The following is a 23,021-nucleotide window of genomic DNA, read 5'->3' as shown; positions in this document are numbered from 1 at the left end:
GGGCACCCCGTGCGCATCCTGGTCTGCGTCAAGCGGGTGCCCGCCGTGGGGTCGCGCATCAACGTGACCGGTGACGCTCAGCAGGTCGACACGGCGCACCTGGGCTTCACCACCAGCCCCCACGAGGAATGTGCTACCGAAGAAGCTGCCCAGATCGTCGAACAGCTCGACGGCGACGATCACGCCGTGGTGGTCCTCACTCTGGGTCCCGACGAATCGACCGAACAGCTGCGCTACGCGGCCAGTGTCGGCGGCACCGAGTTTGCGCTCGTCATCGCCGAGGGCGGCCTCGACTGGGATCCCCAGCGAACTGCTGTGGCCATCACCTCCGCCGTGCGAGAGCTTGAAGCCGTTGACGGACAATTCGACCTGATCCTGTTCGGCAACGAATCTGCCGACGGGGGCAACTTCCAGGTCGGCATCCGGGTGGCGCACGCGCTTGGGCGCCCGATCGTGAACGGCATCAAGGGCATCGACGTAGGCGAGCGAGGCTTCACGGCGCGCCGCGAGACCGACGCCGGCTACGAGGTGTACGAGCTCGATGCCCCCTGTGCACTCGGCGTCAAGGAGGGCATCAACCTGCCGCGCTATCCCACCATGAAAGGGCGGCTCGCCTCGCGCAAGGCCCAGATCCAGATGCTCGAGTGCGCACAGGATGCTGCAGCGGGCGGTCAGTCCAGGATTCGGCTGCACCGACCGCCCGAGCGTGCCAGCACCACGGTGACGCTGGGCGACAGCGCCGCGGCGGCACCGGCGGTGGTGGACCTGCTCGACGAGCTGGGTGTGCTGTGAGCGGCGTCGCTGTCCTCGTCGACCACGACCGTGGCGTCCCCTCGGGCGGCGCCCTGGAGGCCCTCACGGCCGCGCGGTCCCTCGCCGTCGATCTCGGCACCGAGGCGAAGGCGGTCGTGCTGGGCGACGAGGCGCTGTTCGAGACGCACGGGCCGGAATTGAGGGCGATCTGCGCCGGATATGGCGCCGCCGTGGTGTACTGCGGCCGCCATGAGCAGCTGGCCGACTACGGCCCCGATGCCTGGGGTGCGGCACTGGCGTCGTTCGTCGAGATAGTGGAACCGTCGGCTGTGGTGGCGTCGGGCACTGACCGCGGTGCGGAGGCGATGGCTCAGCTTGCGGCCCGCCTCGACCTGCCGCTGGTGGCGAATTGTGTGAGCGTGTCAGCGAACGGTTCCGCAGGTGACAGTGGGGCGGGAACGCCTTCCGACGGTGACCCGTGGCAGATCACCCGCATCCAGTGGGGCGGGTCGCTGCTTGAGGACGTGACGCTCAGCTCTGTGCTGCCGTTGCTGACCATCGCCCCGTATTCGGCCGAGGCTGTGCCGGTCGGCGGGGATCAGGCTGAATCCGCGACCGACGGATCGGCGGCTGGGACTGCTGCCGAGGCCGATGTGGTGGTCTTTGAGCCCGACTTGGGACCTGAAGCAAGCCGGACACTGGTGCGTGACCGGGTGACGCTCACCGAGGGCGTCACGCTGTCCACCTCGCCGGTCGTGGTGTCGGGCGGCCGAGGCGTGGGTTCAGCGGAAGGCTTCGCCCAGCTTGAGGAACTTGCCGAGCTGCTCGGCGGTCGCGTCGGCTGCTCGCGTGCGGTCACCAACAACGGCTGGCGCTCGCATTCGGATCAAGTGGGCCAGACCGGCACCCGCATCGCCCCGGAGATCTACATCGCCTGCGGAATCTCCGGAGCGATCCAGCATTGGGTCGGTGCCATGGGTTCGAAGAACATCCTGGCGATCAACATCGATCCCGAGGCCAACATGGTCACCAAAGCGGGATACGCCGTGATTGCCGACCTGCACGAGGTCGTGCCCGCGATCTCCGATGAGATCCGTCGCCGCCGCGACGGCCCGAGCTTCTGAGCATCCTGTCGCCGGACATGGCGGTCGCGCTGGCGGACACCCATGCGCGTCCGCTCACCGGAACCTGAGCAGCTACGTTCGTGACATGGGCGTTCCTTCATCTCCCCAAAAGTGGATTCATCAACGGCAACATCATCTCGGCCGAGTCCGTCGGGGCAGATGGGTGCTAGCTGCGGCACTCGTAGCAATGTTGATCGGCGCCTCGATCGAATCGAGCACGCATGGCGCAGAGGCAACAGCCGATTCTGCTGACCCAGCGGTCGCCTCATACGCACGGGAGTACTCAGTCAGCGAAACCGAGGCCGAACGCCGCTTGGGGCGCCTTGACGCCATCGTCGAAGTGCTCCGCTCTATACGTGACCTTGAGTTCAGGCGCCTAGCTGGCTGGGGAATCGACCACGGCGATACCCTCACCGGCTGGGTGTGGCTGACCGGCTCTGAGGTGCCGAATTCGGAGGCTGCTGCGCTGGCAGATGCGCACTCAGATGTCGAAATTCGCCGAGAGGCCGCATACTCGCTCCAGCAATTGCTAGATTCGCAAGACAGCTTCGGTGATGGCGGCAGCGTTGGTGCGGTCGGCCGTGTCAGTGAAGTACCCGACGCCAGCCTGGACTATTCCGAGATCGTCACCTTTACCTCGATAGACATGTCGGCGAACTCATTGCACATCGGCATCGATCCTGCTCTCGCACCCGTTGCTGCAACAGGTTCGACCGGTTCGCTAGGCGGTGGATCTACAGATAATCCTCACGCACTCGGACCCAGCGGAGTCGGCAGCACCGGCGCAACCGACGCCGAGCTGCGGGCAGCAATCACACGGCTCACATCCGAGTTCGCCGGGCATATCGCGGTTGCCTATGAAGTCGTCGACGGCCGCAACATCGCTAGCGACGCGATGTTCGACGGCGGCCGTGCTATGAGCAGATGCACCTCGGGATTCGCTGCACGTCGCGGCGGCAACGGCCCCTACGGCCTCATCACCGCTGGCCACTGCGACGGAACCATTCGCATGCATGGAGTCTCGTTGCCGTGGGTGTACGGCTACGCAAGCGTCACCGCCGACGCTGAATTCCGTCGCATCCCTACCGGATCGGGGCACGAATTGCGCTCACAGTTCGCCTATGGCGATCAAGCGCCACTCACCATTCGAGTAGTCCGAAGCAAGGCAGACCGGCTCGATATGCACGGGAGGTACCTGTGCCACCAAGGCGGTGTCAGCGGCGTGTCCTGCGGCACCGTCACCAACATTCATCACCGGCCGACAGGTGCTACCGCATGTCGTGTATCGAGCAATGGCGACCCCACGACGTGCCACAACGTCTTCGTGCGCGTCTACGGGTCAAGTCTGGAGGCCTGCGCAGGCGACAGCGGCGGCCCGTGGTTCAGTAGCTCAAAGGCCTACGGCATTCACAAGTCAAGTCAGCGAACTGAGACCTGCAGTGACATCGGCACGTCTGCCATTTTCTCCGCGATCGACGAGGTCGAGGAGTTCTTGGATGCTGAAATCCTCATCAACAACAACGTGACGATCGGTTGAAGAAATCGAGTGCGGCGGCATGCGGGCAGGCGGGACTGACGCGGTCTGGGCAGCAGCAGCGATTTTGACGGCTGCGATAATCGTGGCTGGCTGCGCCGATGCTGCCACCGGTGAAGACTTCCCAGTGCAGACGGCTGAATCCACGACGGCCACGGCACCCCTCGCGACCGCGCCACTAGCCGAGTTCTTGGGAGGTTCAGGATTTGAACCCGGCGATGATGCTGCCGACGCTCGAGTGTGCGGCTACTTGATCATCGAAGATCCCTATATACATGTGCTCGTCACCGAGACAATCGGAGAATCCGCACCTGATTCGAGCATTGAGCCGGGACTTAGCAGAGACGACGACGGCAACCTCATCTACAGCTGGATCAACCTTCCTCGATCGGGTACTCGCTATGACCCGCAGACACGATCGCTGTGGGTATGGGACGTCGGGCCGATGACTGACGGCGACCACGTTTCCGTCGGTGGATATGGCAGTTTCGCCCATACTGACAAGACGGGGGATGCTTACAACGTTCATCAGCGCAACCCTTGGTATGCAAACACCATGAGTCCCGCGAAGCGCCCATGCTGACGTACGCGAGTCAGCTTGTGGGTGCCGGGCCTGACCCGTGGATCGGCGACTGGAAATCAGACCCGAATTTGGCGCCTCGGGCCGGTTTTGGTGGGTGTCAGGCCTGTGACCTGCGGTTTTGTGTTCTGCGAGGGTGTTTCGTGACGAAAATGTAGGGGCGACACAATGCCGCGGTTCGTGTCGCTGCGGTGTTAGATTCGCGATATGTTCGTGAAGACGACGCGACGTCGCAGGGGCGACAAGACGTATGAGTACCTGTCGCTGGCGGAGTCGGTGCGCGACGGCGCGAAGACCCGTCACCGCACGCTGCTGCGTCTCGGCGAGGTCACCGCTTTGCGCCGCTCGGGCCGGCTGGACCGCATCGTCGCCACGCTGGAAAAGCACCTGGAGACCGAACGCGTCGACGTGGGATCGCTGGAAGCCGACGCGGCGCCCGCGGTGGGCGCGGTGGGCGCGGTGGCGTGCGCCGCGGCGCTGTGGGGCCGGCTGGGCCTCGACGGCTGGTTCGCGGCTGCGGGCGCCGAACGCGACGCCGGCCGGCTCGCCGACGCGGTGTTCGCGATGGCCGCGAACCGTCTGGTCGCGCCGTGCTCCAAACGGAGGCTTGGCGAGTGGGCCCAGGCCGATGTGGTCATGCCCGAGAGCTGGCAGGCGCCGTCGCCGTGGCAGTACTACCGGGCTCTTGACCATGTCGCGGATCTCAAGGAGGGCACCGAGGAGTTCTTGTTCGCACGGCTGTGCGACCTGACCAGCATCGACCTGAAATTCGTCTGCTGCGACCTGACGTCCACGTATCTGGAGGGCGCGACGAGTCCCTCTGACCGGTTCGAGTCCAAGGCGTTCGGCTATTCGCGTGACCGCCGCCCCGACCGGCCCCAGATCGTGATCGGCCTGCTGTGCACCGGCGACGGCATCCCGATCGCGCATCACATGTTCGCCGGCAACACCGCCGACGCGTCCACCCTGCCCGACGTGCTCGCAGATCTCACCGCGCGGTTCGCGGTGGGCCGGATCTGTGTGGTCGCCGACAGGGGCCTGATCTCCGCCGACAACGTCGCCGCTGTCGCCGCGGCCGGCTGCGATCACGTGCTCGCCACCCGGCTGCATCGGGACAAAGCCTGCCAAGAGGCCCTCGAGACCATCGACGAGGGCACCCAATGGGCCGATGTGCCCAACCTGAGGTGCCGCGCTGCCGAAGCGGCCCTGGCCGACGGCACCCGCGCGGTGATCGTCGAGTCAGACGCCCGCATGCGACGCGACACCAACCGCACCGCCGAGCTCGTTGCCCGCACCGAGACCGCGCTGCTCGCTCTCGAAGAACGCGTCCGCTGCGGGCGGCTTGTCGATGCCGCGAAGATCGGACGCGCCGCTCAGCGCATCATCGGCCAAAGCGGCGTCGGGCGCCTGTTCGACCTCGACACCGGCGAAGGGCGATTCGTCTATCACTACGACCAAGACGCGCACGCCTACGAAAAGCTGCTCGCGGGCCGTTACGTGCTCACCACCAGCCTCACCTCCCAGCAAGCCTCCGCCGAACGCGTGGTGGCCGCCTATCGGCAGCTCGCCGACGCCCAAGCCCGCTTCCGCACGCTCACCGACTTCGGGCGGCTGCGCCCCATCCGGCACTGGACCGAGCAACGAGTCAGAGGCCACATCGCCGTGTGCGTCTACGCAGCCGTCGCCGAAACCCTCATCACACGCGACCTGCAAACCGCCGACATCGCCGACCCCGACCTGCCCGACCAGCACCTCACCGCCGCCCGCGCCCTGCGAGAGCTCGACCGCATCCGCGAAGTCCGTCTCCGCGCCGACGCCAAACCCGTCACCGTCACCACCCGCCGCAGCCCGCTGCAAACACAGATCCTCGCCGCCACCGCGACCCCCACCCGCCACTGGGACAAAGCCCGCATCGGCTAACACACCACCCCCCGCAGAGACGATGTAGTGGAAACACTCACCGGCCGCGCCCCGCTGACCAGCACAAACACAAAACACGCGCCAAATTCGGGTCAGAAATTGTTGTGCGTCTGGCTTCGCCGCGGAAGGTCTACCGATTAATGAACCTAGTCTGATGGTGTTCTCGCTGACGCGTGAAGGAGCATCAGATGACTGCCAGCGAGGGTCGGCGTCGACCGAAGAAGCTGTCCGCGGAGACGAAGTGGGAGATCTACTTGCAGGTGACCTGCGGAGAGATCACCCAGGCCGACGCGGCCCGGAAGTGGGGGGTAGATGTGTCGACGATTATCTCGATCCGCCGGACGGTGAAGGACGCGGCGCTGGCTGCGCTGGCCCGCAAGCCGGGTCGCCCGGCCGCCGAACGGAACTGGGAGCTCGAAGCGGCCCGGGCAGAGATCGGTCAGCTCACCGAGGCGATCAAGGTCCAAGCGATCGAGTTGGCCGTCGTCCGGGGAAAATCCGGCTGGGACTGAACGGACCGGTCCCGGCGAGAGTCCCCGCCGAGGTCAAAGAGCTGGTCCTCGCTACCGTCGACGACGCCGTTGCCGCCGGGTTCTGGCACACGTGGGCCACCGGTTTGTGGCAGGTCTCCGACGACCGGGTGCACCGTTGGCGGGCCCGCCGACGCGAGCTGGGCACGCTCAGCGACCTCGCCCCGGGAGGCGCGCCTGTGCATGCCTTGCTGGCCGACGAGGTCGCGGAGGTCCTCGCTGTCGCTGAGGAATGGGGACCGGTCGACCGGTCCCATCGCAAGCTCGCCCATCGCGGTTCCTATGAGGGCCGGGTGTGGGTGGCCCCCTCGACGTTCCGGCGTGTTCTGGCTGCTCACGGGCTTGTGCTGCCCCAACAGCCGCCGGCGCCCAAGCGGCCCAAGACGCCGTGGCCCCACTGGCTGGTCTGGGAACCGAACAGGATCTGGATCTGGGACGTCACTCACTTCGGGCGCGCCCGACGGGCCGTGTTCGCCATCGTCGACATGGTCTCGCGCTACTGGATCGCCACCCTGGTCTCTACCGAGGAGACCTCCACCCAAGTGCGCGTCGTCTTCGACCAGGCGCTGCTCGCCCAAGATCTCGACGAGCTGCTCACCGACGACCGTCTCGATCTCGACACCGACGACCCCGACCGGCCCATCCTGCTCGCGGTGTCCGACAACGGCCCGGCCATGACCAGCCACGACACCCGCGCCTACATGGCGATGATGGCCATCGCCCAGCACCACGGCCGACCCCACACACCCACCGACCAAGCCTGGATCGAGAGCTTCTTCGGCCACATCAAGCACGAATGGCCCCACCTCAACGACATCGCAGACCCCGCGCTGCTCGACACAGAGCTGGCACGCATCCGCATCGACTACAACGAAGTCCGGCTGCACGAAGCGATCGGCTACGTCACCCCCGACGACGAACACCACCAACGAGGAGAACCAATCCGCGAGGCCCGCCGGCAAGGCCTCCAACGAGCCCGAACACGACGGCTCGAACACAACCGCCGGACCACCAACAACAACCCCGAGAACACGCCATGACTTGGTTCATTAACCAGCCAATCTCCGCGGAAGACTCAGACACACCTCAAAATCTCGTTGCCTGCCGCAGTGCCTGTGGTTGCAACATCCTGATGTGGACTCAACCTGCTATGGCCGTCGATCATGTGCCCCTTAGCCTGGATCCACCGGTGGGGTGGCGGGTTTGGGTGGTGCGCGTCCACCAGAAAGGCCTCCTGACGTGGCATTTTGCCGTTGACGAATAGTCGGCGTGATGCCATGACGGGAGGCACTTTCTGTGAGCAGCGTAGCTGGGGGTCTGGACCGGATTGAGGCAGTGTTCGACGAGGAGTCTTTGGTCGCCGATGCGGGGTTGTTGTTGGCGGGGTCGCTGGTGGCCCGGCTGGGTCTGGAGTCGTTGATCGATGAGGTGGTGACGCCGCCGGGGTCGGGCCGCGGTTCGGGTGCCAAGGTGCTCACGGCGGTGTGCTCGATGCTGGTGGGCGGTTCGTTCTTTTCGGACGCGGACAGGCTGCGGGCCGCGTCGACAAGGTCGGTGCTGGGGTTCGCGCCTGTGGCGCCGTCGACGTTGGGGACGTTCGCGAGGTCGTTCACGTTCGGTCATGTGCGTCAGCTCGACCGCGCGCAGGAGCTGGCGTTGGGCCGCGCGTGGGACGCAGGCGCCGCCCCTGCGGCCGAGCAGGTCACGATCGATGTCGACTCGACGGTCCGCGAGGTGCACTCCGACGCGAAGCAAGGCGCCGCCTATGGGCATACGCGCACGCTGGGCTATCACCCGTTGGTCGCGGTGCGCGACGACACCGGCGAGATATTGCATTCGCGGATGCGCAAGGGGTCCTCCCAGAAAGGACACCTGCGGTTCGTGTCCGAGACCGTCGCCAGGACGCGGCGGTTGGCGCCACAGGCGGCGCTGACGCTGCGCGCCGACGCAGGGTTCTTCTCCTGGGACCTGACCGAGCGGCTCGACAAGCTCGACGTGAGGTTCCTGATCGCTGTGGGCCGCAACCCCGCTGTCGACAAGGCGATCGCCGCGATCGACGACGACGAATGGACCCCGATCGGCTACACCGACGACGGCGAGGCACACGTCGCCGAGACGACGTTGACCTCGAGCCGGCGCCGCCGCGGCAAGCCCGCTCGCACGGTGCGGCTGGTGGTGCGCCGCACCCGCATCGTCGGCGAGCAAGGCGACCTGTTCCCCGACTGGCGCCACCACGCCGTCGTCACCGACATCGACGCCGAAACGCTCGACACCAAAACAGCCGACGCCGCCTACCGCCGTCACGCACGCGTCGAGCTCGCCATCAAAGACCTCAAAGCCGGCGGCCTCGCCCACAGCCCCTCAGGACGCTTCGCCGCCAACGCCGCATGGCTCGCCTGCGCCGTGCTCGCGCACAACATCGCACGCTGGACAGCGCGCATCGGACACGTCCACGACCCCCGAAAGCTCACCGTCGCCGCCACCATCGCACGCCGCCTGCTCGCCGTCCCCGGCCGGCTCGTCAACCGCAGCGGACGGCCCACCCTGCGGCTCCCCGCCCGATGGCCCTGGGCTCACACGTTCGCCGCCGCGCTCGACAAGATCCGCAGCCTGCCCCAACACTGCTGAACCGCCCCCAGCGCCCAGCCGCCCGGCGCAGCACACCCCCAAAAGCGCAGCACACAACCCAACCCCCCCAAGCCGAACCGGGCACCACCACGCCCCAATGACCCCCATTACGTTGCCGGCGGCCCTGGCGCGACGGCGTCAGGGGCTGGCTGCTCGCCCGGGCGGGCAGGGCTGTTTCCCAACCACCCCACCGGTGGATTCAGGCTTAGGGGGCGTCCGACACTCCCTCCGGTGGATCTGGGCTTAGGCCGGCAGTGGGGCTCGGCCCGCCAGGTGATCGGCCAAGTTCGAGGCAGCTTCGATCAGCAGAAGACCGATGTCGTGGGTGCGATTCGGATCGGGGAAGCGGTATGCCGGACCGTGCACGTGCAGCGCAGCAACCACGGTTCCCTCTTCGCTCAGAACCGGTGCGGCCACGGAGTTGATCCCGACGGCGAATTCCTCGTAGACCCACACATACCCAGCGCTCGCGACCTGCGCCAGCCGTGTCTGTAGCGCTTCGACGTCGACCATGCTGTGCGGAGTCGTCGCTTCGAGCCCTCCGCTGACATATTCGTCAAGCGCTTCGGGGCTGAGGTGAGCCAGGTACACCAACCCTGAGGGCACCAGGTGCATGGGGCAGTACTCGCCTGTCCACGAGCGCACCTGCACCTCGGATTCGGGTTCGACTTGATCGAGGTAATAGACCGTGCGGTCGGCGCGAACGCTCACACCGGCTGTCTCGCCGATCTGGTTGACGAGACTGTGCAAGTGTGGGCGCGCCGCAGCCAGCAGGCTCCGATCGGCGCCAGCCGCACCGATGATGTCGATGAGTCCTTGCCCGAGCCGGTAGTCGCCGCCGGCGTCGTCTTGCACGACGGCATCGACCGCTTCGAGTGATGTGAGCAGGCGAGCCACCGTGCTCTTGGGCAGGCCGACGTTGCCGGCAACGTCGGTGACACCCTGCGGACCTACGGCGAGTGCCCGCAAGACGGCGAACGCGCGAGAGATCGACTGCACCGCAACCACGGTAGCCCGCGGGAGGCGCTGGGCTGTCGTGTGAGCGTGATCTTGTGCCGTATTGTGGAACTGTTCTGCTGTACGGAACGCTGCCGGATGAAGAGACGGTGGGCAATCTATAGTCAGAGTGAAATTGTTATAGCCACGGTAAAGACATGCGGGGTGGCGTAGAATTCGGGTTCACGGCATTCAAGCCGACCGGGGAGGGACAATGCCGCGGGGGAATGGTGCACGACGGGGGAAGCGTCAGGGTCCCCTTGCGCGTCTCGACACGCCGCTCGTACGAGACGGCGGCGTGCTTCGACCTGCTAGCTGGAACGATGCACTCGATCGTGCTGCATCCGGGCTGCGGGCTGCGACCCAGCAGCACGGTGCCGGTGGGGTCGGCATGTTCTCGTGCTCGAAGAGCACGAACGAGATGAACTACGCAGCCCAGAAGTTCATGCGAACGGTGCTCAAGTCGAACAACATCGACTCCTGTAATCGCACCTGACACGCTCCGTCGGTCGTCGGTCTGGCGACAGTGTTCGGATTTGGGGGCGGAACGAGCTCCTACGAGGAAATCACCGAAACCGATGTGGTCCTGTTGTGGGGATCGAACGCACGCGAGGCGCACCCCATCTTCTTCCACCACCTGCTGCGGGGCATCGACAACGGTGCAGTCATGTACGCGGTGGATCCCCGCCGCACCTCCTCAGCCGAGTTCGCGGATGTGTGGCTCGGCCTCGACGTCGGCACAGATATCGCGCTTGCCAACACAGTGGCCCGCGAGATCATCGCCCAAGGACTGCACAACCGCTCCTTCATCGAGCATGCCACCACGGGCTTCGATGACTACGCAGCTTCGGTTGAGCCGTTCACACTCGACGAAGGCGAGCGGCTGACTGGAGTTCCGGCTGAGGCCATTGCCGAGATGGCGCACGCCTACGCCACGGCCGCTCGAGCACAGATCCTGTGGACGCTGGGCATCACCGAGCACCACACTGCAGTCGAGAACGTGCTCTCGCTGTGCAACCTCGCGCTGCTGACCGGCCATGTCGGGCGCCGCGGCTCGGGTCTGGTGCCGCTGCGAGGCCAGAACAACGTGCAGGGCGGCGGCGACATGGGCGCGTTGCCCGATCGGCTGCCGGGCTTCCAACTGCTCACCGACCCGCAGGCCCGAGCTCGCTATGAGAGCACCTGGGGCTGCGAGCTGAATCCCGTTCCGGGAAAACACCTCACCGCGATGTTCGACGCGATGGAAGAGGGCGAACTGCGCGCCCTGTACGTCATCGGGGAGAACCCTGCCGACTCCGAGGCCAATGTGGCACACGCTCGCAAGCTGCTCGAAGGCTTGGATCTGCTCGTGGTTCAAGACATCTCGCTGACGCGCACCGCACGGATGGCCGACGTGGTCCTGCCTGCGGCCGCCGGCTGGGCTTCCAGCGAGGGCACGGTGACGTCTTCAGAACGGCGGGTCCAGCGGGTGCGAGCAGCAGTGCCTCCCCAAGGCGATGCTCGAGACGATGTGCGCATCATCAGCGAGTTGGCATCGCATATGGGAACGCAGTGGACAGCTACCTCAGCGCACGAGCTGTGGGACGAGATGCGGTCGCTGTCACCCTTGCACGGCGGCATGAGCTGGGAGCGACTCGAGGCCAGCGGCGGGCTGCAGTGGCCCTGTCCCGACGAAGACCATCCAGGCACGGAGTTCTTGCACGGCTGGCTGTGGGAGCCTGGCTTGGACGGCCACACGCCGGCCCCCTTCTCGACGGTCGTCCACCGTCCTCCGGCTGAGGCACTCAGCGAGCAGTTCCCGCTTCGCCTGACCACGGGCCGGGTTCTCGACTCGTACAACACCGGTGCGCAGTCGGCTGGTTATTCCTCGCCCATCCGGTCGGGTGACGCTATTGAGGTGAGCCCTGCCGACGCTGCTCAACTTGAGATCGTCGAAGGCGACACTGTGCGCGTGAGCTCGGTGCGCGGCTCGGTGAACATGGAGGTGCACGTCACTGATCGCCTGCCCACAGGCTTGGTCTTCACGACGTTCCATTTCCCGGACCTAGTCGACGCGAACCTGCTCACGAACGATGCCTGGGACCCGCGCAGCGGCACGGCCGAATTCAAGGCTGCCGCCGTCCGCATCGACCCGTTGCGGGACGGTGCCTCACGCCAGGCAGTGGCGGCAGGTGGCGCCGGTGGCTGACCTGCACTTCTCCGATGCGGAACCCACCGCATCGGAACGGCAAGCGGTTCTGGCTGCGCTCAGCGTCAACGGCGCGGGCGACGGCGCAGTCGTTGTCGACCATCCGCGCGTCGTTCGGGGAGGGACGCGGCGTCGCAAGCAGTTGCGGCACCTGCTGTTGCCCGCCTTGCACGCTCTTCAGCGCGAAGCAGGGTGGATCTCGCCGGGGGGTCTCAACTTCGTCGGTCGCACGCTGGGTGTGCCGCCGGCCGAGGCCTATGGCGTGGCCACCTTTTATGAGATGTTCCGCACGGATTCCCCATCCCATAAGCTCAGCGTCCGCCACGTCTGCGTCGATCCCATTTGCGCGCTCGCGGGAGCCGCTCCGCTGGCGGAACACCTCCGCTCACAGGGTCACGCCGTGCACGAGGGTCCATGCCTCGGGCAGTGCGAACGGGCGCCGGCGGTCTTCATCCAGGGACGCCGCGAGCCTGACCGGGTGCCCGCCGACGACAGCGGACCCGATTCGCTGCTCGTGAGCGTCACGGCATCGACCCCCGAATCGCCCAGCTTGCTGCGGCAGATGATCGGGCGCGGCTCCGAGGGCGGCGAGAGCGCCTCGATGGAGGCCTACCGCCAGCGAGGCGGGGGAGCAGCGCTTGAGGCAGTACTGCGCCTCGGGCCTGACGATGTCATCGACCAGGTGAGCGCTGCAGGGCTGTCGGGGCGGGGCGGAGCGGCGTTTCCCACCGGCATCAAGTGGCGGGCAGTAGCCGACGGAGACGGCCCCTGCCACGTGGTCGCCAATATCGACGAGTCCGAGCCCGGAACCTTCAAGGACCGTCTGCTCTGCGAACTCGAGCCCTTGGCGATCATCGAGTCCATGGCCGTTGCCGGCCTGGTGGTCGGCGCGCAGCAGGGCTGGATCTACATCCGCGGTGAATATCCGCTGGCCACCCAGCGCCTGCGCGGGGCCATCGCGCAAGCGCGCAATGCGGGCTGGCTCGGCGACGACGCGGCAGGATCGGGCCAGCACTTCGACATCGAGCTGCGTCGTGGTGCAGGCGCATACATCTGCGGCGAGGAAACTGCGCTGTTCAATTCGCTCGAGGGTTTCCGCGGAGAACCCCGCAACAAGCCCCCTTTCCCCACTACCCACGGGCTGTTCGGGCAGCCCACCGTGGTGAACAACCCCGAAACGTTGCTCAACGTCAGCGAGATCCTGCGCATCGGGCCCGAGGCGTACCGCAGCGTGGGAACCGAGGGCTCGCCGGGGACCAAGCTGTTCTGCCTGTCCGGCCACGTCGGGAGACCAGGGCTGTACGAAGCTCCCTTCGGCACGCCGCTGGGCGAGCTGTTGGAGTTGGCCGGAGGTGTGCAGGGCACGCTGGCCGCCGTGCTGCTGGGCGGTGCGGCAGGCAGTTTCGTCGGGCCAGATGCGCTTGCGCTGCCGCTCTCTTTGGAAGACACGCGTGCCGCAGGCACGACGCTCGGGTCCGGCCCGGTGATGGTCTTCAATGACTCCGCCGACATGAGTGGCGTGATCGGGCGGCTGGCCAAGTTCTTCCGTGACGAGTCGTGCGGCCAGTGCGTTCCGTGCCGCGTCGGCACCGTCCGCCAGCACGAGCTGGTGACGAGAATTCGCCGGGCGGGCGGGCCCACGGAGCCACAACGTGCGCTGCTCGGCGACATCGCAGACGCCATGGGAGACGCGTCCATCTGCGGACTCGGACACACCGCGGCCTCAGCGGTGATGTCTGCCATGCGGCTCGGTCTGCTGGAGGCTGAGCCGGCAGGCGAAGCCGTGGCCCGAGCGGCCCGTGAGCGCAGCGAACAAGAGCGGGAAACAATGGGCGGTGCCGCGGAAGTGGCTCAACAGCGCGACTCGCTGGGAGACTCTGCATCATGAACTCACCCGATCCGGGCGCTGCCACCGAGGTGACGCTGAGCGTCGACGGGCGCGAGGTGGCGGTACCTGAAGGGCAGACGATCCTCGCTGCCTGTACCGCTGCGGGCGTCGAGACGCCGACCATTTGCTGGGCTCCCAATCTCACTCCGGTCAACGTCTGCCGTGTCTGCGTCGTGGAACTCGAGGGGTCTCGCACGCTCGTGCCCGCCTGCTCACGACCAGTTGAAGCCGGCATGCAGATCAGCACCGATTCCGAGCGTGTCCGCCACAGCCGCCGAATGGTGCTGGAGTTCCTAGGGTCGGCGAACGATCTCTCGCAGGCATCCGAGATCGCCGATTGGTCACGGCACTACGGCGCCGACCCTGCCCGGTACGACGCGCCCTGCAGCGACGACAGCTCATCGGGCCCCACAGCGGGCGGCGAGGCCGGGCTCGAACCCGAGCGTGTCGACGAGCCGGTGCGCATCCAGGACGATCTGTACATCCGTGCCTATGACCGGTGCGTGCTTTGTTACAAGTGCGTCGAAGCCTGCGGCGACGATGCTCAGCACACCTTTGCCATCGCCGTGGCAGGGCGCGGCTTTGACGCCCGAATCCGCACCGAGTACGACACCGAACTCCCCGAAAGCGCGTGTGTGTACTGCGGGAACTGCGTTGCTGTGTGCCCCACCGGGGCATTGCAGTTCCGCACGGAGTTCGACTTGCGCGCGGTGGGGGAGTGGCGCCCAGACGACCAGACCGTCACGCGCACCGTGTGCTCATACTGCGGCGTGGGCTGCAATCTTGAGCTGCACGTCCAGGACGAGCGCATCGTCAAAGTCACGTCGCCTGCCGACCATTCGGTGACAAACGGCCACCTGTGCATCAAGGGCCGATTCGGCTGGGAATACGTGCACGCGCCGGCATTCGAGCCGCCTTCGACGACCCAAGCGGAGCACTAACCACCGGTGCCGGCGGTGCCGCTAATCCCTGAACCGAAGCCCACCTCCGAAGGCGAGACTTCCGGCCCCTCCGCCGAACGCGGAGCAACCAACACCTCCGCCGAAGGCGGTGCGCACGACTCGGTACGCAAGACCCGCCGCGAACGGGCGCTCGAGCGCGCCCGCGCGATGGCAGCAGAGCTGGTACCTCAGATTGCGCGTTCCACCGTCGCCAAGCCGCACATCGGCGGGCCGGCGCTCGCGTCACCTGCGGCCCGCAGCACCGCCCTATTCGTGGGCATTGCTCTGCTCATGGCGGGCAATGGCCTGCAGAACACCCTGCTCGGCGTCCGGGCCGAGTCCGAGGGCTTTGGCTCGACGGTCGCAGGCCTGGTCATGGCGATGAACTTCGTCGGATTCCTGGTGGGGTCCGCTGTCGCTCCCCATTTCCTGCGCAAAGTCGGCCATGTGCGTGTCTTCGCCGCTCTGGCTTCCGCTGGAAGCAGCGTGGTGCTCGTGCAAGCGGTATGGGTGAACCCGCTGGTCTGGGGTGCTGGACGGTTCCTGTGGGGCGTGTGTTTCGCCGCGTTGATCGTGGTGGCCGAGACATGGCTGAACGAGTTGGCGACCAACGAGAACCGCGGCCGGATGCTGGCCCGCTACATGGTCATCACGATGGGTGCCATCGCCACGGGCCAGTTCATGGTGGCCATCGCCGACACCGACGATTTCACGCTGTTCGCGGTGGTGTCGGTGCTGGTGTCGCTGGCGCTCGTGCCGATGTCGCTTTCTGCGTCGGCCAATCCTCCCGTGGTGGTGCCCGAACGCGTCGGGTTCCGCACACTGCTGGCGACCGCGCCGACCGGTGTGGTGGTCACCTTCCTCGTGGGTGCGGCGCTGGGCTCGATATCAGGCATCGGAGCGGTGTACGCAGCAGCGCGAGGCTTGTCGCCGATCCAGGTAGCGGCCTTCGTGGCAGCCCCCATGATCGGCAGCCTGTTCGGGCAGATCCCGCTCGGCCGGCTGTCAGACCGCGTGCCTCGACGCCTCGTCATGGTCGTGGCCGCATCCGTTGCCGCCGCAGCGTGCCTGGCCATGCTGGCGCTCGACGAACGCGGCATCGCAGGCATCGCTGTGATGGGCGTGATGGGCGCCTTCGCTTACCCGATCTACTCCCTGGCCGTGGCGCAGACGAATGACTGGCTGCGAGACTCACAACGCACGGGCGCCAGCGCCGTACTGGTGCGCATGAACGGGGTCGGCGCAACGGTCGGTCCGATCTGTGCCGCTATCGGGATGTCGGTCACGCTCAACGCGTTCTACTTCGTCATGGCCGCTGCCCACGTTGCGGTCGCTGTCTTCGTCGCTGCGCGCATGCTGCTCGTCGCGGGGCCGGCCGTGTCTCAGCAGGGCACTTTCCACCCGATCCCTGCCCGCGCCTCTGCCGCGGTGGCTGCGTTGCTGAGGCGACACCGGTGACCGATGCCCTCATCCGCTAGGGCCGTGCTCTCGTCACAGCGCTTCTCTCAGCCGACGCGGGTGCTGTGATGGGGGCGCTGTTCGGCCTGCTCACCTCGATGAGCATCGGCACCAGCGACCTGTTTGGCCGCCGCGTGGTGATGCGCTGCCATGTGCTCTCGGCAATGGTCATCTTTCAGGGCAGCGCAGCCGTGATCGCACTGGCCATCGTGCCCCTTGTTCCCGGCTCGTTCGCGGGCGACGACTTCGTGCGCGGTCTGGTCTCCGGCGTCGGCCTGGGCACAGGTCTCGCTTGCTACTACACCTCGCTGGATCGGGCCGGCTCGGCGATTGCCGCACCCATCGTGGCCACGCTGTCGGCGGTCATCCCGTTCGCCTACACGACACTGCGCGGCCACGATCCGCCCCTCCTCGCGATCATCGGCGCCATGGCAGCCTTCGGCGGTCTCGGGCTGGTGACCGCCGGCGGGACCCGCAGCACCCATGTATGGGAAGGAACTGCGTGGGCGACGCTATCGGGCATTGCCTACGGCGTCGGGCTCGGAGTTCTCGTCGATCTCTCCGAGAGTTCCGGCGCTTGGCCAGGATTTGGTCAGCGGCTCACATCGGTAACCGCCATGGCCGCTCTGGTCGCGATCCGCCGGCTGCCAGCGCTGCCTCCCCCCGAGGTGATGGGCTACGCCTTGCTGACCGGCGTTGCGAGCGCCGGGGCGACCATCTTCTACATCGTGGGCATCTGGTTCGACGCACCGGCAACTGTCGTCGGGGCCTCGATGTTCCCAGTGATGAGCGTCCTTGTCGGCCGGGTCGCGTTCAACGACACCATCAACATTCGTCAGTACATCGGCATCGTTGCGGCCGTCGCAGGCGTCACCGCCGTCGTCGCGTCTTGAGCGGAGGGCGATTCAGTGGGGGAGCGAAGGCTCGGGTAGTTCTTGGCCTTCTTGGAATGGCGGGGGAATGAGGTCTTCGTACATGGCCGGGTCGGGCGGGTAGATGTCGACTACTCCGTCACGGCTGTAGACCACTCCGGTACCCGCTTGGTGGGCGAGCAGGTGCGCGTCCTTGGCGGCTAGACGCAGCGCCTCACTGACGCCTGCAATCCAATCATTTGGGCAGGCTTCACCATTGCTGGGAGCCAGAGGCTGCTCCGGGTGTCGCTCAGTCATGGTCGGGGCTTCGCTCCAGTTCTACGGCTGGTTCCTCAATGTTGTCATACAGTACCCAGCTGTCGACGTCGTGCGAGTAAAGCTCGCGCAGATTGCGCAGGCCGGCGGCGAATCTCCTCCGGACCACATCAGGCGGCACGTGATGCCCACCCCGAGACACCCGCTGGGCGACTCGCCGCACTGCATCCTCCGCCGATGGCAGCGACAAGAAGATCAGCGAGACGCGATAGCCATCCGCCCGCCAGCGGCGGATCTTGCGCAGGTAGCCCCGCCCTGACAGCGTGGTCTCGAAGGCGAAGCTGTGACCTCCTTGTGCGTGTCGGTCGAGTTCGGCGAGCATCAAGCGACCTGCCTGGACATCAGCGCGGCCGGGCTCTGTCGGGTCGAGCCCGGAGGCAATGAGGTCGGCGTTCACAAACGGGATGCCGCGTTGTTCCAGCTTGAGGTAGCGAAATGCGAACGTCGTCTTGCCGGCGCCGTTCGGCCCCGCGATGATCAGAATTTCCCTGACGGCCACGGCCAGTCACAGTACCCAGCCGACGAGCCAGGTCGTGTGCCCATTACTGCGGCAGGCCACGCTGACGGCCCCGGCGGCGAGAACCTGCCCCAGAACGAGATCCTGATCGAAGCCAGACGCAAGTGAGGTGCGGTTCGCCCACAGGAATAGCGCGACCAAGCCCGTGTAGAGCCCCATCCGCCAGAACAAGACGGCTAGCGGACCGAGTTCGGAGATGCGTTTGGAGATCACGCCCGAAGCCGCTCATCCCACCATCGCCACAGCGGCGGCAGGCACGCCTAGCCGACTCCAAGAGTCACTGTACGGAGGACTACACCCTGGCAAGCAGGCGAGTGCGATTGCGGACCCGTATCCGGCGCCTCGAACTGAGCGTGCTCAGAACCATCGCTGGGGCGGAGGCTTAGCGGCCTGCCTCGCCGTTGGCCACTTCGGGGCGGGCGGCGATCACTTGTGGCGTCCGGCTGGTTGCAGCGATCCAGTAGCGAGATTCGGAGCACATCCAACCGACCAGTTCCAGTAGTTGCCCGTGGTCCCGGGACAGGTCGCGCCGATGGATCGGCTCGTGGTGGGCGATCCGATTCCGGAGGAAATGAAGGCGTTGCATGCGATCGGCCACGTCGGCTCGGACTTGTTCGGGGTGGCGCGCGGAGGGGTGCAGCGGGAATGCCGACGCGACAGCGGGCACCCACAAAGACGTCAAGTACGGAGGTTCGCACAGGTAGCGCCAGAATCCGAAGTTCAACTCAGCGATGACCCGGCCGCGCACTTCTGCGCGCCTGCCTCTACGGGTTGCGCGCTGTCGGGCGGCGGCGATGTCTTCTCTGGCCCGCCGAGCGTGTCGGCCCGGGAAGAGCCGCGTCTGGCGGTACCACACGTCTGGCCACCCTGCGGCCGTTCCGTACGCCGAAAGCGCGTTGTCGACTGTGTTGCGGAAGATGACTTCCAGACGGCCGAGATCTTCATGAAGAGCGCCAGCTGCATTGGCGTTCCAGTCGTACAGGCGAACAGCTGCCTCTATCTCGCCGTCAGACGCTTGCAAGTAGGACTCAAGGCGTGACGCCGTCAATCGGACGGCGACCTCTTGGAAGTTGATGATTGACATTCTCTTCCTGGGCCTTAGAATTGTCATCGAAGACCCCGGAACCGTCACTGCTTCGGCAAACGGCCGGGGTTACGCCTTTTCGTAGCTCGAGTGCATCCGCACTGCAGTTCCCGACCCTCCCTTCATTGGGCGCTTGGCGAGTGAGCCAAGTCGAGTTGGGCGCCGCCGATGCCGCGAGTGCCCCAGCGGGCACCGGCTTCAGGCTGCGCACCGTATTCGGCGATTCAGCTACAGCGAAGTGATTTTCATCACATTCCATGCCTAGCTGCATCCGCACGGTAGTGAGCAGTTCGTTTGGATCAGGCGTAGCGAAGCGCGTCGCGCCGGTTCATCAGGCCCGAGTTTGGCGAGTTGTGGTTCCACGCTCGCGACCGCCTCGAATTGCATCCGAGGAACGTGGATGTTGACGAGCCAGGTGGCGAACAGGTTCAGCAGATTCTGCAAGCGTCGTGGTCCATCGCTTGCATGAGCAATGCCTTGAGAAACCTCGAAGGCACAGGACATGGATGCACGCTGCCTACTGGCGTCACTTCAGAGGTCGCGCACTTGGTTGTTCGGGAAGCTTGCAGCGTCGCACAACTCGTGCTGGCCACGTTGGACCGCTACCTCGGAAACCCGCTAGCGGCTCCCGTTTGGGCAGACACCCAGATTCGGCGGTTGAGGCCTTCCGAATGGAGTTCGAGGTGGGGATAACTGGGATCCGGATCCCGCGGGCCTGCCCAGAAAAGCTCTGGGGCCGTGGAAGCGTCACGCATGTCGATTGATGCGATGCATCGATGCAGCATCAGTGTGTGAACTAGCCAAGCTGCGCCGAGTTGGCTAGCTGCCAGCGCTGGCTCGCGGTTCACGGGTTGGCGTCCGCCGCCGTTGACGACCCCAAGCCGTCTCAGGCTTGTGACGGTCTTGCCGGTCGCTTCGAGGACCGTGGAGATTTCACCCCAGCGTGCGACGAGTCTCCGGCGAAGGTCCGGCACTGTCAGCGACTCGGCCAGTGCGAATGAGCGACCGAGCTCCTGGAGTGCGCTGCCTACGAAAGGGACCGTCGCGAGGAGGGCACCAGTGTGCATCAGGCGGCGATCTGGGAAGTGCTCTGGGTGGTCGATGGCCCAGCGGATTGCCCGCGCGGCTGGTTCAGGCGGGCTGATCCAGATGCGCATCACGGCGTGCTTGACCCGAGTCTTGGCATCTGCGTCGGTGGTGTGTTCTCGCAGCGCGATTGTGAGCTGCTCTGAACGCTCGGCGGCGCTGACATCGAGCGAAGCGATCCGATACACGGTCTCGAGCAGCGGCAGGCTCAATGCCCGGTCCAGTGGACGCGGAGACGCGGGGTCGGGTCGGCGCGGGCTCATGCGGAGACCTGAGCGACGGGGACAATCACCTCGTCGAGCGAGATGCCACCGTGGCTGACACGGCTTGCGCCCGTGTGGTAGCCGCTGCGGCCCTTGGCGAACAGTGGGTAGTAGCTGGCGATCTCGGTTGGCAGTCCGGGCGGGTCCCAGCACTCGCCGTGATGTGCGGCCTGCTCGCGCAAGGCGGCGTTCGGATAGACGCGGACGCGGATGCCCGCTTGTTCCACGGTCTGGCCTTCACGCGGCACGGTGCTCGCCTGTGTGGGCAGGTTGCCGTGATCTGACGTGATCCAAGTCTCGAAGCCGGCTTCGCTAGCTGACTTGACGAGCGCCGTGAGGAACCCAGCGCGTGCCCAAAGGTCGACGTCGGCGGCCACCTGACGATCACCGAGTACGTCAGCACCGTGCAGGATCTCATCTACGGCATTGACGACCACCGCAGCCGCGCGTCGGCCAAGCTCCGGGATGGGGCTGGTGTCGTCACCGAGCAACTTGGCGTAGGAAACATCTTCCCCTTCGAGTCCTCGCGAGTGCCAGAACTGTCGCCATCGCCGCTCTTCGGCGCTGGTCGTTCTGAGATGTCGTGCGAACTCGCGAGGCAGCTCGCCAGCGAAGATGGCTTGTCGTGAGACGCTGGTGAGCGTTGGGATCATCGCCAGGCTCCCGGTGGACTCAATGACTTCGAGACCGGCCGCTTGACGTAGCGGGTGCCACTGAGCAAAGCCGAGGCCGTCAATAACGACGAGGAGGATCTTGGACCCGTCCTCGACTCGGCGCGCCAGTCTCGGGGCGACCTGATGCAACGCTGCGAACGGAGTCTGGGCGGACTGGGAGGTCAACGACGCGCCATAGGAGCTTCGTAGCCATGATCGAAAGCTGTCATCGAGCCGTTCCCAGACATGCCATGCGGTATCGGCAACGGGAGGCGGGGACGCCGCAGCAGCTATAGCGGCGCGAACATGCCCCCACCACGATGCTGTCTCGATCCAACCCGCTAAGTCGGTCGGCGCAGCTGGCTGCGCTTCGAGGAGCTCAACGACGATCTGCTCCGAATCCGGCTCGACGGCGCTCGTTAGCTCATCGTCCAGCGGTGTGGTGGGCGTCGGCTCGCGCAGTCGGACCACCTCCACCGCCTCGTTCTCGATGTCCCAGGGAAGATCGGTCGCTATTGCGAAGTCCGTAGACGAAACGCACGCCACGGTGTGCCGCTCGTCGGAGGAGCGACGAATGTCGAGATCCCACGCGCGGCGGAGTCCGGCCCAGTCCTCGACCCGGATCACCCGGCACGTCTTGGAGATCGTGGTCATGGCACTCTTGTCGATCAGACAGTCGGGGTCGAGCAATACCGTTACGCCAGAAGGACGCTTCAGCACACCCGTGAGCTCGCGCGCGATCCAGTCGGTCATGAGTCCACCCGTACCAAGAGCCGGAGCCTGGCTGCGGGCAGCGTCAGCCCTTCTGCCCCGGCCAGCCGAGCGGCAGCTTGGTAGGCATGATCGATGCCCTGTTCAATAATCCGAAGCCAGGTTGTCTCGTTGGGCGTTTGCTGATCGGCGACAGCCACACCGTCACAGCACCGGTCCCAGAGGGTGACGGCGAGATCAGGGCGCACCAACCCTGCATCAGGACGCACCAACCCTGCATCAGGGTGAAACACCGCGGTGGCGTTACGGTCCGTGCCGTCGGAGGTGACCTCCCAAATCGACAACCATCCAGGCGTCGCCTCAGCAACTTGAATGACAGGACACGGCTCGCCCGGTGCCATCTCAGGCAGGGCCGCGAGTACATCGAGCCCATTGGCATCTGGTCGGTTGAGCGTTTCGCGTGTCCGTGTCGCGACTTCGACGAGCGACGCGATGCGGTCCACGCGGCCGGTGCGCTGTTCGATGCGACTTGGCGACCACGGCAAGTCCCAGTTCACAACGACGTGCGCGAACTGCAGGTTGATGCCTTCGCCGCCCGCATCGGTGCTCACGAGTACCTGGGCATCGTCCCGAAACGCATCCTGAGCCAGCACTCGCTCGCCCAGCGACATGCCGCCGTTGATGGCTACAGCGGAGACACCGGCGGCCTCGAGCCGTTCGAGCAACATTTGCTGTGTGGGGATGAACTCGGTGAATACGAGAAGCTTGACGTCAGGATCGCGCTCAGAACGTCGGAGCTCTCCTAGCAACGTGAAGAACGCCTCCACTTTCGCATCCGCTCCTGCGGCGACGGCATCGCGCGCACGCCGCAGCAGGTCATTCAGCTCAGCCCGCTCGCCGTAGAGCGTGATTCGCCCATGGTGGCTTCGGATCGCACTGGCTGTGCTGCATGCTGCAGTTCCGACAGGCCCCTGACACGG

Annotated in this window: 21 protein-coding genes; 14 read left to right on the top strand and 7 right to left on the bottom strand. The window is 65.9% G+C overall.

The window, feature by feature from the left end; translation table 11 throughout:
* Positions 1–9: 9 nt before the first annotated feature.
* The 8 genes from ACOGJB_RS02000 (at position 10) to ACOGJB_RS01965 (ending at position 9,069) form a co-directional block, all read left to right on the top strand.
* Positions 10–792 (top strand): electron transfer flavoprotein subunit beta/FixA family protein, encoded by a 783-nt coding sequence (locus ACOGJB_RS02000; protein WP_419839164.1) that lies wholly within the window; start codon positions 10–12, stop codon positions 790–792.
* Positions 789–1,877 carry an electron transfer flavoprotein subunit alpha/FixB family protein gene (locus tag ACOGJB_RS01995; RefSeq protein ID WP_419839163.1) on the top strand — a complete coding sequence of 363 codons (1,089 nt, stop codon included), beginning with the start codon at positions 789–791 and terminating at the stop codon, positions 1,875–1,877. Before ACOGJB_RS02000 ends, ACOGJB_RS01995 begins: the two co-directional genes overlap by 4 nt.
* Positions 1,878–2,064: 187 nt before the next feature.
* Positions 2,065–3,414: a hypothetical protein gene (locus ACOGJB_RS01990; RefSeq protein WP_419839162.1), complete on the top strand. Its 1,350-nt coding sequence runs from the start codon at positions 2,065–2,067 to the stop codon at positions 3,412–3,414.
* A gap of 19 nt (positions 3,415–3,433) precedes the next feature.
* Complete coding sequence (locus ACOGJB_RS01985; protein WP_419839161.1) at positions 3,434–3,994, top strand: hypothetical protein; 561 nt, start codon at positions 3,434–3,436, stop codon at positions 3,992–3,994.
* A 204-nt stretch (positions 3,995–4,198) separates the two neighbouring features.
* On the top strand, positions 4,199–5,911 hold the full coding sequence (locus ACOGJB_RS01980; protein ID WP_419839160.1) for an IS1634 family transposase: 1,713 nt from the start codon (positions 4,199–4,201) through the stop codon (positions 5,909–5,911).
* Positions 5,912–6,099: 188 nt separating this feature from the next.
* Positions 6,100–6,423 (top strand): hypothetical protein, encoded by a 324-nt coding sequence (locus tag ACOGJB_RS01975; protein WP_419839159.1) that lies wholly within the window; start codon positions 6,100–6,102, stop codon positions 6,421–6,423.
* Positions 6,424–6,527: 104 nt separating this feature from the next.
* Positions 6,528–7,481, top strand: coding sequence for a transposase (locus ACOGJB_RS01970; protein WP_419839158.1), 954 nt, complete (start codon positions 6,528–6,530; stop codon positions 7,479–7,481).
* A gap of 256 nt (positions 7,482–7,737) precedes the next feature.
* Positions 7,738–9,069, top strand: a complete 1,332-nt coding sequence (locus ACOGJB_RS01965) for an IS1380 family transposase (RefSeq protein WP_419837032.1) — start codon at positions 7,738–7,740, stop codon at positions 9,067–9,069.
* A gap of 243 nt (positions 9,070–9,312) precedes the next feature.
* Here ACOGJB_RS01965 and ACOGJB_RS01960 read toward each other — a convergent pair whose 3' ends face one another.
* The gene (locus ACOGJB_RS01960) at positions 9,313–10,068 is read right to left on the bottom strand and encodes an IclR family transcriptional regulator (RefSeq protein ID WP_419839157.1); all 756 of its coding nucleotides are present in this window, start codon (positions 10,066–10,068) and stop codon (positions 9,313–9,315) included.
* Positions 10,069–10,279: 211 nt separating this feature from the next.
* Here ACOGJB_RS01960 and ACOGJB_RS01955 point away from each other — a divergent pair, with 211 nt between their 5' ends.
* The 5 genes from ACOGJB_RS01955 to ACOGJB_RS01935 all read left to right on the top strand — a co-directional run bounded on the left by ACOGJB_RS01955 (position 10,280) and on the right by ACOGJB_RS01935 (position 17,433).
* Positions 10,280–12,253 carry a molybdopterin oxidoreductase family protein gene (locus ACOGJB_RS01955; RefSeq protein WP_419839156.1) on the top strand — a complete coding sequence of 658 codons (1,974 nt, stop codon included), beginning with the start codon at positions 10,280–10,282 and terminating at the stop codon, positions 12,251–12,253.
* Positions 12,246–14,141: an NADH-ubiquinone oxidoreductase-F iron-sulfur binding region domain-containing protein gene (locus tag ACOGJB_RS01950; RefSeq protein ID WP_419839155.1), complete on the top strand. Its 1,896-nt coding sequence runs from the start codon at positions 12,246–12,248 to the stop codon at positions 14,139–14,141. The genes ACOGJB_RS01955 and ACOGJB_RS01950 overlap by 8 nt, the downstream gene beginning before the upstream one ends.
* On the top strand, positions 14,138–15,082 hold the full coding sequence (locus tag ACOGJB_RS01945; protein ID WP_419839154.1) for a 2Fe-2S iron-sulfur cluster-binding protein: 945 nt from the start codon (positions 14,138–14,140) through the stop codon (positions 15,080–15,082). Before ACOGJB_RS01950 ends, ACOGJB_RS01945 begins: the two co-directional genes overlap by 4 nt.
* A gap of 15 nt (positions 15,083–15,097) precedes the next feature.
* The gene (locus ACOGJB_RS01940; protein ID WP_419839153.1) at positions 15,098–16,540 is read left to right on the top strand and encodes an MFS transporter; all 1,443 of its coding nucleotides are present in this window, start codon (positions 15,098–15,100) and stop codon (positions 16,538–16,540) included.
* A 68-nt stretch (positions 16,541–16,608) separates the two neighbouring features.
* A complete protein-coding gene (locus ACOGJB_RS01935; RefSeq protein WP_419839152.1) occupies positions 16,609–17,433 on the top strand; it encodes a hypothetical protein in 825 nt (274 codons plus the stop codon).
* A gap of 12 nt (positions 17,434–17,445) precedes the next feature.
* Here the strand turns inward: ACOGJB_RS01935 and ACOGJB_RS01930 are convergent, their stop codons facing one another.
* The 3 genes from ACOGJB_RS01930 to ACOGJB_RS01920 form a co-directional block, all read right to left on the bottom strand.
* Positions 17,446–17,709 carry a hypothetical protein gene (locus ACOGJB_RS01930; RefSeq protein WP_419839151.1) on the bottom strand — a complete coding sequence of 88 codons (264 nt, stop codon included), beginning with the start codon at positions 17,707–17,709 and terminating at the stop codon, positions 17,446–17,448.
* A complete protein-coding gene (locus ACOGJB_RS01925) occupies positions 17,702–18,226 on the bottom strand; it encodes an AAA family ATPase (RefSeq protein WP_419839150.1) in 525 nt (174 codons plus the stop codon). Before ACOGJB_RS01925 ends, ACOGJB_RS01930 begins: the two co-directional genes overlap by 8 nt.
* Positions 18,227–18,626: 400 nt before the next feature.
* A complete protein-coding gene (locus ACOGJB_RS01920; protein WP_419839149.1) occupies positions 18,627–19,328 on the bottom strand; it encodes a hypothetical protein in 702 nt (233 codons plus the stop codon).
* Positions 19,329–19,679: 351 nt separating this feature from the next.
* Here ACOGJB_RS01920 and ACOGJB_RS01915 point away from each other — a divergent pair, with 351 nt between their 5' ends.
* Positions 19,680–20,021 carry an abortive infection family protein gene (locus tag ACOGJB_RS01915; RefSeq protein ID WP_419839148.1) on the top strand — a complete coding sequence of 114 codons (342 nt, stop codon included), beginning with the start codon at positions 19,680–19,682 and terminating at the stop codon, positions 20,019–20,021.
* Here the strand turns inward: ACOGJB_RS01915 and ACOGJB_RS01910 are convergent.
* The 3 genes from ACOGJB_RS01910 to ACOGJB_RS01900 are packed head-to-tail and all read right to left on the bottom strand — an operon-like array spanning position 19,931 to position 22,868.
* On the bottom strand, positions 19,931–20,677 hold the full coding sequence (locus ACOGJB_RS01910) for a hypothetical protein (RefSeq protein WP_419840796.1): 747 nt from the start codon (positions 20,675–20,677) through the stop codon (positions 19,931–19,933). The genes ACOGJB_RS01915 and ACOGJB_RS01910 overlap by 91 nt on opposite strands.
* Positions 20,674–22,083 (bottom strand): BREX-3 system phosphatase PglZ, encoded by a 1,410-nt coding sequence (pglZ, locus tag ACOGJB_RS01905; RefSeq protein ID WP_419839147.1) that lies wholly within the window; start codon positions 22,081–22,083, stop codon positions 20,674–20,676. The genes ACOGJB_RS01910 and pglZ overlap by 4 nt, the downstream gene beginning before the upstream one ends.
* Positions 22,080–22,868, bottom strand: coding sequence for a C-terminal helicase domain-containing protein (locus ACOGJB_RS01900; RefSeq protein WP_419839146.1), 789 nt, complete (start codon positions 22,866–22,868; stop codon positions 22,080–22,082). Before ACOGJB_RS01900 ends, pglZ begins: the two co-directional genes overlap by 4 nt.
* Between the last annotated feature and the right edge of the window lie 153 nt (positions 22,869–23,021).

Origin of the sequence: Candidatus Poriferisodalis sp., assembly GCF_965208895.1 — a bacterium.
Taxonomy (GTDB): domain Bacteria; phylum Actinomycetota; class Acidimicrobiia; order Acidimicrobiales; family Poriferisodalaceae; genus Poriferisodalis.
This window is presented reverse-complemented; position numbering and strand designations above follow the sequence as displayed.